Raw genomic sequence first — 13,855 nt, 5'->3', positions numbered from 1 at the left:
CAACGGTTGGTTTGGCAGAACCGGCCCATCCGGGTCCGCCGTATTTCCTCCACGCGAAGATAGGGCGCGGCGGCAGAATTTCATGGGGCCATCGGCCCCTCAAACAGCATCCGGCGGGCGTCGATAAGGAACGCCCGCCGGCAATCATTAGCGGCGGATACCCAGGCTGGTGATCAGCTTGGTGTAGCGGCCCTCGTTTTTCTTCTTGAGATAGTCAAGAAGGCGAGCGGCGGCTCGAAACCATCGTCAGCAGGCCACGGCGGGAATGGTTATCCTTCTTGTGACCCTTGAAGTGTTCCGTCAGGTTGTTGATACGCTCGGTCAGGATCGCAACCTGAACTTCCGGAGAACCGGTGTCGCCTTCGAACGTTGCGTATTCCTTGATGAGAGCCGTCTTGCGCTCAGCTGTAATCGACATCGGATGTTCCTTTCTATGAGAGGAGATTAGGTCGCCAAAAGCCGGGATGTCGTCCAGCTTCGGCCGCGAATGCGCTCAGAGGTCCTGCCTGATGCTGGCGCTGCCTATAAACCAAATGAGCCTCGATGGAAAGGGGCCCGCACCAGATGGCGGATTTATCACTTGCCCGCCATCGCGTCACGGATCATCGCATCGTACCCTTCGGGATCCTGCAGCATTGCAAAATGGCTGGCATCCTTCAGGATGACGAGTTTTGCACCGGGGATCTCCTTCGCCATCCTTTCGGTGTGATCGAGCTTGATTGCTTCGTCGTGATCGCCGATTGCCAGGGTGACGGGCACGGTAATCTTGCCGAGGTCGGCAGCAGTCCAGGCGGGCTCACTCATCCACATCGCCGAAATCTGGTTGACGAATGCGTCATATTCGTTCAGGTGTCGGCGAGAGCTTCTTGTAGGCCTCGCCCGCGCAATTGATGTAGTCGCTGAACGTCTTGTTCGTCATCACGTCCGGCTTTACGCCCTCCGTCGTCACATTGGCAGCCTGCGCGATAACACGCGTCAACTTCTCGGGATGCTTCATCGCCATGTCGATGCCGATGATGCCTCCATCCGACCAGCCGACAAGCGTGACCTTGTCGAGCTTCAGATAATCGAGCAGTGCGACATAATCGGACGTCATGAGGTCATAGCCGAAAGGCTGCCGGCTGCGCGTCGAGCGTCCGTGCCCGCGGCTGTCGGCGACTATCACAAGATGGTCTTTGGCAAAATTCTCGACCTGACGGCCCCAGACATCGGCACTGCCAAGGCCCCCATGGATGAACAAGATCGGGTCGCCCGCACCGTACTCGGCGTAGTACATCTTGATGTCGTTTACTGGCGCCATGCCGCTCGTCTTGGCCGGCGGCATGGGCGGGAAGGCGGGCAACTCCGCCCCAGCGCTCGGCCGACCGGGCGCTTGCGGCCGCGAGAACGGCCGAAAAGAACATCGCGACTGCGACCGCAACTGCGCGCATGACCTGCTCCTCAAACTGGGCGGTTTTCATAGCCGCAAGGAGGAGAAACATAGCTCAAGAGAGGGGGATGATTGACAATTACCATCCGTAGCTCCGGCGCGGTGGCGTTCCCGGAAAGACGCATTGCGACTCGAACGAAGACGCGCTTCGGGCGGAACTCTCCCTGACCGATCTCGCCGATCGCGATGAGCTTTCCGCGTGCCGTCGCATAGGCTTCGCTTTCGGCAACCGGCGCATCACGGCCTCGCACCAAGATGGGATTGCCCATCCTCAGGCGATGTGCCTGATCGTCGTTGACGGCAAGGTGTGGCAGTGAGGACAAGGCTTCGCTGGTATCGATCAGCAGGGCGTCGAGCGCGGCAAGACGCTCGTCCATGTCTTCAAGTTTCTCAAGCGCGACGAGGCTTGCGAGCGGCACCGACGCCGTCTTCGCCAAAAGGTGCCACGAAGGTCCGGCGTAGCCCGGAAATATGGCCGTAGCAGCCGAGCTCGCGGCCGAAGTCGCGAGCTAGCGCGCGTACATATGTGCCCTTACCGCACTCGACTTCGAAATGCGCAGTATTCTCATCCAGGCAGGCAAGCAGCGTCAGGCGGAAAATCTCGACTTCACGGGAAGGAATCTCGACCGTCTCGCCGTCGCGCGCCAGGTCATATGCGCGCTCGCCGGCGATCTTGATCGCCGAGAACTGCGGCGGCACCTGCGTCGAGGACGCCGGTGTATTTCGGCAGCAAGGCCTTACGGATCTGCTCCTCTCGTCCGGCCGCGTGTCGGAGCTGCCGAGTCACCTCGCCTTCCAGGTCGTCGGTTGCGCGCTCCGCCCCCCAGGTCACAGTGAATGCGGTAGATCTTGGTTCCGTCCATGACATAGGGGACCGTCTTCGTCGCATCGCCCAGCGCAATCGGCAGCATACCCGACGCCAGCGGGTCGAGCGTGCCGGCATGACCCGCATTTCTCCGCCTTGAACAGCCACTTGATCTTGGAGACCGCCTCCGTCGAACCGCATGCCCATCGGGCTTGTCAAGGATCAGCCAGCCGGAAACCGGGCGGCCCTTTGGCTTCCGCTGCCGCGCCATCAGTCGTTACCATCGTGGCCGGGAACATCCCCCGGATTCGGATCGTTACCATCATCTTCGTCGCCGTCGGCAGGATCGCGCTGGCACTTCCGGCGTCCGCAAGCAGTGCATCGATCTTCGCGTAGTTGTCGAAGCTCGTATCGATCGCGGAAACGGACCTCCGGCATGTATTTCATCTGCCTGAGCTAGCGTGGCCGAGCACGGCCGCGGATGAACTTTGCGTTGCGTGTTCAGCGCACCGATGACCGCCCTCGCTGATCGGAAATGCTCCGAGCGGCGACACGTAGGCAGGTCGCGATCTTCAGGTCCGGCGACATGCGGACTTCGGAGATCGGCGATGACGGTCATTTTCCAGCGCGTCATCGCGCACATCGCCGCGCTGGAGCACCTGCGTGATACCGCGCGCACGCACCTGCTCGCCGACGCGCAGCATGCCTTCGAGTGGGGCCGGTGGAAGCGGGTTACGTAGCCATTATTGTCATATCCAAATATAGGTTCGAGATCGCCGGCCTCTGATGACCCGGCGACCCGCCGACTAATGACCGAGTCTCGCTGCCGCTCAGAGCGTGCGGGTCACGTGCTCGACGCGGAAAGCATTCGATCGTGTCGCCTGCGCGAATATCATCGTAGTTCTCGAAGGCCACACCGCATTCCTGGCCGGCGGGCACTTCCGAGACTTCGTCCTTGAAGCGCTTGAGCGTCTTGAGCTTGCCTTCGTGGATGACGACGTTGTCGCGGATGAGGCGGACGCCCGACGCCACGCTCGACCTTGCCTTCGGTAACGCGGCAACCCGCGACCTTTCCGACCTTCGTGATGTTGAACACCTCGAGGATCTCGGCATTGCCGAGGAAGGTTTCGCGCCGCTCCGGAGAGAGCAAGCCGGACATCGCTGCCTTAACGTCATCCACGAGATCGTAGATGATGTTGTAGTAACGGATTTCTGATGCCCTGACGCTCGGCGAGCGTACGCGCCTGCGCATTCGCACGAACGTTGAAGCCGATGATTGCAGCACCGGATGCTTCCGCAAGGGAGATATCGCAACTCGGTGATGCCGCCAGCCGCCAGAATGCACGATGCGAGCGCGAACTTCGTCCGTTCCCAGCTTGTCGAGCGCACCGGCGATCGCCTCGATCGAGCCCTGCACGTCGCCCTTGACGACGAGCGGGAACTCCTTGACGCCAGCCGTCTGAAGCTGGCTCATCATCTGTTCCAGCGAGCCGCGCTGGCCCGAATGGCGGGCAGCAGCCTTGTCGCGGGCAAGACGCTGACGGTACTCGGAAATCTCGCGGGCGCGAGCTTCGTTTTCGACAACGGCGAACTTGTCGCCCGCCTGCGGCGTGCCCTGGAGACCCAGAACCTCAACCGGAGTGGCCGGCCCCGCTTCCTTGACATGGTTGCCCTTGTCATCGACGAGGGCACGCACACGGCCCCAGACATCACCAGCGACGATAATCTGGCCGGGACGCAGCGTACCCTTCTGGACGAGGACCGTCGCAACGGAACCGCGACCGCGATCAAGCTGAGCTTCGATGACTGTGCCTTCCGCGGTGCGGTCCGGGTTGGCCTTCAGATCTAGGATTTCCGACTGCAGCAGGATCGCCTCAAGCAGCTTGTCGAGGTTGGTGCCGTTCTTCGCCGAAACCTCGACGTCGAGAACTTCACCGCCCATGGACTCGACGAAGACCTCGTGCTGCAGAAGTTCGGTGCGAACCTTCTGGGCATTGGCCGTCGGCTTGTCGACCTTGTTGATCGCAACGATGATCGGAACGCCTGCCGCCTTGGCATGGTTGATCGATTCGATCGTCTGCGGCATCACGCTATCGTCGGCAGCGACGACGAGAACGGCAATATCAGTCGCCTGCGCACCGCGTGCACGCATTGCCGTAAAGGCGGCGTGGCCGGGGGTGTCGATGAAGGTGATCTTCTGACCGTTCTGTTCCACCTGATAAGCGCCGATATGCTGCGTAATGCCGCCGGCTTCGCCAGCAACCACGTTCGCATGGCGGATGGCGTCGAGCAGCGAGGTCTTGCCGTGGTCGACGTGACCCATGATGGTGACGACCGGCGGACGCGAGACCTGTTCGCCGCCTTCATCCGTCACATTGAAGATGCCAAGTTCGACGTCGGATTCAGAAACACGCTTGACGGTATGACCGAATTCGCCAGCGATGAGTTCCGCCAGATCGGCGTCGATGACGTCGCCTGGCTTCATCATCTGGCCTTCCTTCATCAGGAACTTGATGACGTCGACGGCGCGTTCGGACATGCGCTGCGACAGTTCCTGAATGGTGATGGTTTCCGGTAGAATGACTTCGCGGGAAATCTTCTCGCGCGTTTCCTGCATCTGGCTGCGGCGGAACTTCTCCTGCCGACGACGCATAGCGGAAAGCGAACGGCCGCGCGCATTGCCGTCGTCATCGACATTAGCCGTCGTGATCGTCAGCTTGCCGCGGCGGCGCTCCTCTTCGGTCTTCGGACGCGTCGTCACCGGCTTTGCCGGTTCCGGACGAACGACCCTGCCACGGGCAGGAGCCCCACGAGGAGATCCGCGCTCTTCCTCCTCACCTTCGGGACGCCGGCCACGGACTGCGGGTGCAACCCCAGCTGGAGCCGGACGTGCAGAAGTAGGCGCCGGAGTCTCGGGACGGCGCACGGCCGGCGCCGGGCGCGGAGCCTCCGCCTGGACCTCAACTGCTTCGGGCGCAGGAGCCTCCTCGACCGGCGCAGAAGGACGGGCGGCCTCTTCGGCTGCACGTCGGGCTGCTTCGGCTGCTTCCGCTTCGCGGCGGGCAGCTTCTTCGGCTGCACGGCGCTTTTCTTCTTCAGCCCGGCGGACTGCATCTTCTGCATCACGGACCTGGGCCAGCGCTAGCGCGCGCCGTCTGGCGTCCATTTCCTCAGGCGAAAGATGGTTCAGGACAACCGGACGCGGGCGGTCCTGCTGGCGAGGAGCCTGCGAAGCCGGTTGCTGCGGGCGCGGCGGCTGGCCGCCCGGCTGTTGGATGCGAGGTGCAGGCGCCTGCGTTGCCGCCGGAGCGGGTTCTGCCGCGCGGGGCGCTGGAGCCGGCGTGGTCGGGCGATCGTCTTCGGGGCGCATCGGGCGCCGCTTGCGCGTCTCGACAACGACCGCCTTGGTGCGACCACGGCCCATATCCTGGCGCACGGTGCCCTGGCTTATCCCCGATGGCTTCAGGGTAAGCGTCTTCTTTGCTCCAAGCGTCTTGTCGTCATTGCTATCTGTCATTCGTTCCCGTTCCTTCGGACAGGGAGCGATGACGTCATCAAACCCTATCGTTCAAATGCTTTTCGATCAATGATGGGCCGGCCGGTGCCGGTCGCCGCATCATTGTTTTTGCTGGCCAGCGCCGCCTGGTGCCCGGGACTGACCGCCACTGCGGTACTTTTCGAGCATCTTTGCGCGCTTCACTACACCCTCACCTGCCTGCCCTGCAAGCACTGCGGCATGGATAAAAGCATTCTTGGCCCATCACGCCTTCCATTTCGCTCTCCGAGAAGAGACGGAAAGAAGGTATTTTCTCCTCGGTTTCCATTCCGAGGTGCCAGGCCTTGCGAGCCTGGTCGATTTTTCTCACGCCATCGTCCGCGGCATCCGTCGAATGGAACACGGCGAGTGCTGCTCCGCTTCTGACTGCGGCATCCACTTTCGAGGAGCCACTGACGAACTGGCCCGCCTTGCGCGCCATGTTCATCATCTGCATCAGCTGCTGTGCGAGCAGCCGGTCGACGGTTTCACCGAGATCGGCTGCTGCCTTCACATCGGCCTTCAATGCGCGGGCGAAAGACTTCTTCGCCACCGCCTTGTCGACCAACGCGCGATCAAGCTTGACCCAGCAGCCGCGTCCCGGAAGCTGACGCTTCAGATCGGCGATCACCGTCCCGTCGGGCGCTGCAACGAAGCGGATCAACTCATCCGGCGATCCGCTTTCACGCGTCACGATACACATGCGGCTGTTCACGTCATAACCTGCAAGATCATCATCCTCAGGAGAAGCGTGCACCTCCGCGACCATTATGCTTCCTGCTCGGCAGCGTCGGCTTCGACAACTTCAGCGTCCTTGGCAAGATCCTCCTCGGTGATCCAGCCGGCAGCAAGGCGTGCCTGGACGACCATCTGCTCGGCCTCGACTCGTGAAACGTCAAACTTCGAGAAGAGGCCTTCGAACTTCTTGGTTTCGCCGTTCTTGCGCTCTGTCCAGCCGACGAGATCGTCCGCCGCGCAGCCCGCGAAATCTTCCAGCGACTTGATGCCGTCTTCGCCAAGCGCAACCATCATCTGGGCGGTCATACCGTCGATCTGACGCAGTTCGTCGGAAACGCCGAGCGCCTTGCGCTTCTCGTCCATCTCCGCTTCGAGCTTCTCGAGATATTCGCGAGCACGCTGCTGGATTTCCTGCGCCGTCTCTTCATCGAAGCCGTCGATCGACGAAATTTCGTCGAGGTCGACATCGGCGAGTTCTTCAACGGCGGCAAAGCCTTCGGAAGCCAGAACCTGGCCGACCATTTCGTCAACGTCGAGCGCATCCATGAAGAGGTTGGTGCGTTCGTTGAATTCCTTCTGACGGCGCTCGGATTCTTCGGCTTCCGTCATGATGTCGATATCCCAGCCGGTCAGCTGCGACGCGAGGCGCACGTTCTGACCGCGACGGCCGATCGCCAGCGAAAGCTGCTCGTCGGGAACCACGACTTCAATGCGTTCTGCATCTTCGTCGAGAACGACCTTGGCGACTTCAGCCGGCTGCAACGCGTTGACGACGAAGGTCGCCGGATCCTGCGACCAGGGAATGATGTCGATCTTTTCGCCCTGAAGCTCGCCAACGACGGCCTGGACGCGCGAACCGCGCATACCGACGCAGGCACCGACCGGATCGATCGAGCTATCGTTCGAGATGACAGCGATCTTGGCACGCGAACCCGGGTCACGGGCGACCGAGCGGACCTGGATGATGCCGTCGTAGATTTCCGGCACTTCCATGGTGAAGAGCTTGACCATGAACTGCGGATGCGTACGCGACAGGAAAATCTGCGGACCGCGCTGTTCGCGGCGGACGTCATAGACATATGCGCGAACGCGGTCGCCGTAGCGGACGTTTTCGCGCGGGATCATTTCGTCACGGCGGATGATACCTTCGCCACGGCCGAGATCGACGATGACGTTGCCATATTCGACGCGCTTGACGGTACCGTTGACGATTTCGCCGACGCGATCCTTGAATTCGTCGAACTGCCGGTCACGCTCGGCTTCGCGAACCTTCTGGACGATGACCTGCTTGGCCGACTGGGCGGCAATACGGCCGAAATCCATCGGCGGCAGCGGATCAGCGATGAAGTCGCCAAGCGCTGCGTCGGGGTTGCGGTCGCGGGCCAGCTCCAACGGGATCTGCGTGGAGTAGTCTTCTGCCTTCTCGACGACTTCGAGCAGGCGCTGCAGGCGAATTTCGCCGGTCTTCGGATTGATATCGGCGCGGATGTTCAATTCCGTGCCGTAACGGGAGCGCGCCGCCTTCTGGATCGCATCCGCCATCGCGGCAAGCACGATTTCACGGTCGATGACCTTTTCGCGCGCCACTGCATCTGCGATCTGCAGAAGTTCGAGCCGGTTCGCACTAACTGCCATTGTCTTATCTCTCCGTCTTGGCCTTGCGGGTTCCCGTCCCTGGAGCCGTAGTTGATCGGTTATTCTTCGCCGTCCGCCTCGTTCTGGTTCGCTGCCTGCGCTTTCGCGGCCTTATCGGCGCGCAGCGCATCGCGAATCAAATCGTCGGTCAGAATGAGCTTCGCATCGCTGAGCGCCGTGAAGGGAATGGTGACCTTCTGCTCTTCGCCATCGGCAACCTGGTCACGCTCGAGCGTGAAACCATCCGCGTTCGCTTCGATGATCTTTCCGCGAAAGCGTTTGCGGTTGCCGATCATGATCGACGTTTCGCACTTCACAAGGTGCCCTTGCCAACGGGTGAAATCGGATTTCCGCACCAAAGGACGGTCGATACCGGGCGAAGACACCTCCAGATGATACTCCCGATCGATCGGATCTTCCACATCAAGAACCGGAGAAATGGCCATCGAGACCTCTTCGCAGTCTTCGACGCTCATCGTGCCATTGTTGCGCTCTGCCATGATCTGCAGCGTAGCGCCGTTCTGGTTGAGCATGCGCACGCGGGTCAGGCGGAAGCCCATGCCGACGAGCACGGGTTCGATGATGTCGGCAAGGCGCTGGTCAAGCCCGGTTTCGGTAATCAACCGCGGCTCAAGTTCATTGTCTGCGTTCGTCGGATCCGACAAGCGATGCGCTCCTCGCAATTTTCATGCATTTAGACGATCGCGCTAATAAAAAAGAGCGGGTCCTTGCGGCCCACTCTTCATCGCACGATCAAGAATTTGAGTGGCATATAGGCCTGTTTTTACGAAATTGCAAGCTCTGGACTCAAATGCGCCGCGGAGGCGCAATCGCGCCTAGCCACGGTCGAGCTTCATCATATATTGGAGCCGAGGGAAATTTAGCAAGCGGGAGGAATCGTGCCATCCAATTCATCAACGCTGGCGCCGCTGAAGCATGAAACCTACCGCACAATCTGGTTCGCAAGCCTCGCCTCGAATTTCGGCGGGCTGATCCAGGCGGTAGGGGCAGCGTGGATGATGACGACCCTCACCGCTTCCGAGGACATGGTGGCGCTGGTCCAGACCTCGACAGCGCTTCCCATAATGCTGTTCTCGCTCATCTCGGGCGCGCTCGCCGACAATTTCGACCGGCGGCAGGTGATGCTGACGGCGCAATTCCTCATGCTTGCCGTCTCGACGATCCTCACCGCCTGTGCCCTGCTTGGCTGGATCACGCCCTGGCTGCTCCTGTCCTTCACCTTCCTGATCGGCTGTGGCACGGCGCTCAACAACCCCTCCTGGCAGGCCTCCGTCGGCGATATGGTGCCGCGTGCAGACCTGCCGAACGCGGTGACACTGAACAGTATGGGCTTCAACATGACCCGCAGCGTCGGCCCCGCCATCGGCGGCGTCATTGTCGCGACGGCGGGTGCCGCCGCTGCCTTTATGGTGAATACGGTCAGTTATTTTGCGCTCATCTATGCACTCACGCGCTGGAAGCCATCGCTGCCCGCTTCCAGCCTTCCGCGGGAAAGCCTCGGAAGTGCGATCTCCGCCGGTCTTCGATATGTCTCGATGTCGCCCAACCTTGAAAAGGTACTTATCCGCGGCTTGATCTTCGGCGTGGGCGCGAGCTCGGTGCTCGCGCTTCTGCCGATCGTCGCAATCCATCTCGTCGCCGGCGGGCCACTGACCTACGGCTTCATGCTCGGCTCCTTCGGCATCGGCGCAATCGGCGGCGGGGCGCTCAATGCGCGGCTGCGCGAGATGTTCAGCAGCGAGACCATCATCCGCCACGCCTTTGCCGGTTTTGCCATCAGCATGGTGATTGCCGCGTCGAGCCCGTTTGCCGTGCTCACCTCGGCGGGCCTGCTCGTTTCCGGCGCGTGCTGGGTACTCGCCCTTTCGCTGTTCAACACGATCGTACAGCTTTCGACGCCGCGCTGGGTCGTCGGCCGGGCGCTGTCGCTTTATCAGACGGTCACCTTCGGCGGCATTGCCGGCGGCAGCTGGCTTTGGGGTGTGGCCGCCGATCGCTTCGGCGTTTCGAATGCGCTTTATGGCTCAGCCGCGGTGATGCTGATCGGCATCGTTATCGGCTTTCGCTTCTCGATGCCGGCCTTTGCCTCGCTTAATCTTGACCCCCTCAACCGCTTCATCGAGCCCGCGCTTGGGCTCGACATCACGCCCCGCAGCGGGCCGATCGTCATTCAGGTCGATTATCAGATCGGCGATAGCGACCTGCCCGAATTCCTGACGCTGATGGGTGAACGGCGGCGCATCCGCATCCGCGACGGCGCACGCAACTGGGCACTGATGCGCGACCTCGAAAATCCCGGCACCTGGACCGAAACCTATCACACGCCGACCTGGGTGGAGTACATCCGCCACAACCAGCGCCGCACGCAGGCCGATGCGGAAAACGCCGATCGCCTGCGCGCCCTCCACCGCGGCACGGAAGCGCCGCATGTTCACCGCATGATTGAGCGGCAGACCATCCCGCCATCCGACGATGTGTTTCACAAGGCGCCGATCGATCTTCACCACTGAGGCAATGCGATGATCCACGCATTCCGAAAAGCCCGCGAAACCGACCTTATCGACATCATCCGGCTGCTTGCCGACGACGATATCGGCCAAGGCAGAGAGGTCGTCGCCAATCCCGTCGATGGGCGCTATCAGACAGCCTTTGCCGCAATCGACGCTGATAAAAACCAACTGCTGGCGGTTGCCGTGGATCAAAAGCATCACGTCGTCGGCTGTTTGCAGCTCTCGTTCATTCCCGGACTGTCGCGCACCGGCACGTGGCGCGGGCAGATCGAGAGCGTAAGGATTGCAAGGGAAGCGCGCGGCAGCGGGCTGGGAACCGAATTCATCGAATGGGCGGTAGAGACATGCCGTGCGCGCGGCTGCAAGCTCGTGCAGCTCACCTCGGACAAATCCCGGGCGGATTCCATCCGCTTCTATGAAAAGCTCGGCTTTACTGCGAGCCATGAAGGTCTGAAGCGGAGCCTATAGGACGGTTACTTCAGCCTGCCCTTCATCGAAGCATCGGGAAAACAGGTCGGTTGCATACCGTTCTTTTCCTGCCACTGTCCGATCGAACGGCGGGTCTTGTAGCCCGGCAAGCCGTCCGATCCGCCGACGTCGTAGCCTTGGCGCTCCAGTGCTTTTTGCATTGCCGCCACATCGGATCGCAGCATTTTGCCGACATCGCCCCAAGCACCCTGAAAGGCGCCGGAGCCATAAGCGATCCGGTCGGCAAGGTTGCCGATATAGAGCGCGTAGAGATCGGAGTTGTTGTATTCCTTGATGATGTAGAAGTTCGGCGTGACGATGAATTCCGGCCCATCCCGGCCCGCCGGCACAAGCATCATACCCGCAGCCTTCATTTCGCCGGATGGAAAGCCCTTGCCGGACTTGCGATTGATGCCGAGCGAAGCCCAGTGCGAAAGCGGCTGTGCGATATCCGGTCCCTCCTGTGCGCAAGAAACCGCCGCCGGGATCGTCACCTCGAAGCCCCAGTCACGATTTCGCTGCCAGCCTTTCTTAACAAGATAGTTGGCTATGGATGCCAGTGTATCCGGTACGGACGTCCAGATATTGCGGTGCCCGTCACCATCGAAGTCGACCGCATATTTCAAATAGCTGGTCGGCATGAATTGCCGGCTGGCCGAGCGCTCCGGCCCACGAGCTCCTGAAGCCGGCCGGCGTCACGTCACCGCCATCGAGAATGTGGAGCGCCGCGATCAGCTCGACCCGGAACATTTCCTTGCGAGTCGACATGAAGGCCTTGGTCGCCAGCACCTCGATCGCCGAATTCGGGATCTTCGCCGCGCCGAAGCCCGTCTCCCGGCCCCAGATCGCCAGGACGATCGAGCCCGGCACGCCATAGGTCTTTTCGATGCGCTTCAGCGTCGAGGCGTATTGCGAGGCAAAACCGCGTCCGGTTGCCGCCAGCTTCTCCAGCCGGTCCTCGTTGAAATACGGACCGGGCGAAGAAAACTCCGCCTGCGTCTGCTTGCGCTCTTTCGCCGGTGGGAATCCGGGAGGCGCAAGATCGGGAAGACTCCAGTTGAGCGCGATACCCTTGAATGCGGCCTGCAGCGTCTTTTCTGAAATGCCGGCCGTCTTCGCATCAGGGCCAAGATCGCTGATGATCCATTGCTGGAATTGTCTTTCCACCGCCGGCCTGTTTTGGGCAAGCGCAGGAAGAGGGAGGAGAGCGAAAAAACATGCCAAAGCAATCGCCAAACGGCAAATGCTGCCCCACTCCGCCCTGCTGGGCATCTCTCCGACAATGGGGGAGATCGGCAGGAAGCGCCCTCGCCGAGCTCCATCTGATCTCACCCTTCGTTGGGGGGATGTCACAAAGTGGTAGAGGGGGATGTCGTCTCGCATTTTGCCTCCTCAGATCGCAGTCCTTGCCCTCAAGGCGGCAGCCAGTGTGCCTTCGTCGAGGTAGTCGAGTTCACCGCCGACCGGCACGCCATGCGCCAACCGCGTGATCTTCACGTCCAATCCCGTCAGCTGGTCCGTTATATAGTGCGCTGTGGTTTGGCCCTCGACAGTCGCGTTAACGGCGATGATGAGTTCGCGAATACCGCCTTCCCCGATGCGATCGATCAGCCCGCGAATGTTCAGGTCATCCGGCCCGATGCCATCGAGCGGCGAAAGCGTGCCGCCGAGTACATGATATGCTGCGTTCATCGCTGCGGCGCGTTCCAATGCCCAGAGGTCGGAAACATCCTCAACAACGATGATGACGGAGTGGTCGCGGCGCTCGTCGGTGCAAACGGTGCAGGGATCGACGGTATCGACATTGCCGCAGCGCGAGCAGACCTTCACCTTGTCATAGGCCTCACCCATCGCGGTCGACAACGGTCCGAGCAGTTGGTCCTTCTTCTTGATCAGGTGCAGCGCCGCGCGCCGGGCCGAGCGAGGCCCGAGGCCCGGCACCTTCGCCAGAAGCTGGATGAGTTTTTCGATTTCGGGGCCGGTGACTCGCTTTGTCATGTGCCGTTCTTAGCCCATATGTTGCCAAAACGGAATCGCGGAAAGAAACGACCATATGATGAAAAATACGTGCCGTCTGCACCGCCAATCCCGAGCGGCTGCCCGGCAAGAAATACAAGACGGGTATCTACAAGCATGCCATCAACGGCGCCGTGATCATCGACTCCGAAGGTCTCGTCGGCGACGCCATTTGCAACCGCGAGCATCACGGCGGTGTCGATCAGGCCGTCTATCTCGAAGGATCGCTGACACTCGACTGGTGGGCGGGAGAGCTCGGGCGCCCGATCGAGCCCGGCACGTTCGGCGAAAATCTTGTGATCGATGGCCTCGACAACCGCGCAGTTTCAGTTGGCGATCGGTTGATAACGGGCGAGCTCGTTCTCGAGGCGACGTCGGCGCGAATCCCGTGCGCGACCTTCGCCGCCAAGATGGCCGATCCGAAATTCGTGAAGCGCTACACCAAGGCTTGCCGCCCCGGAATTTATTGCCGGGTTATCACTGGTGGGGTGGCGGAGGCCGGAATGCCCGTCGAATACGTGCCTTACGGAGGTCAGAAGGTGACGATGCCCGAGATGCTCGCAACATTCGGCAAGTTGCTCTCCGCCGAGGACCGTGCGCGGTATCTCGCCGCGCCCATCCACTACAAGCTGCGCCACCTTCTGGAAGCGCAGCTCTCGGACTTGCAATGATGGCGGTCATCAGGCTGTGAACCACGC

7 protein-coding genes and 6 pseudogenes are annotated in these 13,855 nt (G+C 61.2%); 3 read left to right on the top strand and 10 right to left on the bottom strand.

Translation table 11 applies throughout. From position 1 onward, the window contains the following. Window positions 1-147: 147 nt before the first annotated feature. The 8 genes and pseudogenes from rpsO to rimP form a co-directional block, all read right to left on the bottom strand. Window positions 148-418 (bottom strand): annotated as a pseudogene (gene rpsO / locus ACW4PC_RS15055) (30S ribosomal protein S15). Between the two features lie 158 nt (window positions 419-576). Beyond that, window positions 577-1,430 (bottom strand): annotated as a pseudogene (locus tag ACW4PC_RS15050) (alpha/beta fold hydrolase). Window positions 1,431-1,566: 136 nt separating this feature from the next. After that, a pseudogene (truB, locus tag ACW4PC_RS15045) lies at window positions 1,567-2,505 on the bottom strand (tRNA pseudouridine(55) synthase TruB); the annotation flags it as partial. Beyond that, window positions 2,505-2,938 (bottom strand): annotated as a pseudogene (gene rbfA / locus ACW4PC_RS15040) (30S ribosome-binding factor RbfA). The pseudogenes rbfA and truB, both read right to left, overlap by 1 nt. A 188-nt stretch (window positions 2,939-3,126) precedes the next feature. Then, a complete protein-coding gene (gene infB / locus ACW4PC_RS15035) occupies window positions 3,127-5,751 on the bottom strand; it encodes a translation initiation factor IF-2 (protein WP_455874303.1) in 2,625 nt (874 codons plus the stop codon). A 99-nt stretch (window positions 5,752-5,850) separates the two neighbouring features. Next, window positions 5,851-6,541 (bottom strand): annotated as a pseudogene (locus tag ACW4PC_RS15030) (RNA-binding protein). Then, complete coding sequence (gene nusA, locus ACW4PC_RS15025; protein WP_455874302.1) at window positions 6,538-8,142, bottom strand: transcription termination factor NusA; 1,605 nt, start codon at window positions 8,140-8,142, stop codon at window positions 6,538-6,540. The pseudogene ACW4PC_RS15030 and the gene nusA overlap by 4 nt, the downstream one beginning before the upstream one ends. Window positions 8,143-8,201: 59 nt before the next feature. Then, entirely contained in the window at window positions 8,202-8,807 is a 606-nt protein-coding gene (gene rimP / locus ACW4PC_RS15020; protein WP_455874301.1) for a ribosome maturation factor RimP, read from the bottom strand. 234 nt (window positions 8,808-9,041) lie between these two features. Between rimP and ACW4PC_RS15015 the strand changes: the two genes are divergently transcribed. Next, complete coding sequence (locus ACW4PC_RS15015; RefSeq protein WP_455874300.1) at window positions 9,042-10,673, top strand: MFS transporter; 1,632 nt, start codon at window positions 9,042-9,044, stop codon at window positions 10,671-10,673. Window positions 10,674-10,685: 12 nt separating this feature from the next. After that, window positions 10,686-11,141: a GNAT family N-acetyltransferase gene (locus ACW4PC_RS15010; protein ID WP_455875026.1), complete on the top strand. Its 456-nt coding sequence runs from the start codon at window positions 10,686-10,688 to the stop codon at window positions 11,139-11,141. Window positions 11,142-11,146: 5 nt separating this feature from the next. Here the strand turns inward: ACW4PC_RS15010 and ACW4PC_RS15005 are convergent. Both ACW4PC_RS15005 and recR read right to left on the bottom strand, forming a co-directional pair. Further along, window positions 11,147-12,413, bottom strand: a pseudogene (locus ACW4PC_RS15005) (lytic murein transglycosylase). A 120-nt stretch (window positions 12,414-12,533) separates the two neighbouring features. Next, window positions 12,534-13,139 carry a recombination mediator RecR gene (gene recR / locus ACW4PC_RS15000; RefSeq protein WP_039843500.1) on the bottom strand — a complete coding sequence of 202 codons (606 nt, stop codon included), beginning with the start codon at window positions 13,137-13,139 and terminating at the stop codon, window positions 12,534-12,536. A gap of 65 nt (window positions 13,140-13,204) precedes the next feature. Here recR and ACW4PC_RS14995 point away from each other — a divergent pair, with 65 nt between their 5' ends. Next, on the top strand, window positions 13,205-13,828 hold the full coding sequence (locus ACW4PC_RS14995; RefSeq protein WP_455875025.1) for an MOSC domain-containing protein: 624 nt from the start codon (window positions 13,205-13,207) through the stop codon (window positions 13,826-13,828). The last annotated feature ends 27 nt before the right edge of the window (window positions 13,829-13,855 follow it).

Source organism: Rhizobium yanglingense (genome assembly GCF_977109285.1).
Note: the sequence above shows the minus strand (reverse complement) of the source record. Positions and strands in the feature narration are given on the sequence as shown.

Coding starts and splice junctions, on each gene's coding strand:
- infB (WP_455874303.1), bottom strand. CDS start 5,751: ATGACAGATAGCAATGACGACAAGACGCTTGGAGCAAAGAAGACGCTT.
- recR (WP_039843500.1), bottom strand. CDS start 13,139: ATGACAAAGCGAGTCACCGGCCCCGAAATCGAAAAACTCATCCAGCTT.
- nusA (WP_455874302.1), bottom strand. CDS start 8,142: ATGGCAGTTAGTGCGAACCGGCTCGAACTTCTGCAGATCGCAGATGCA.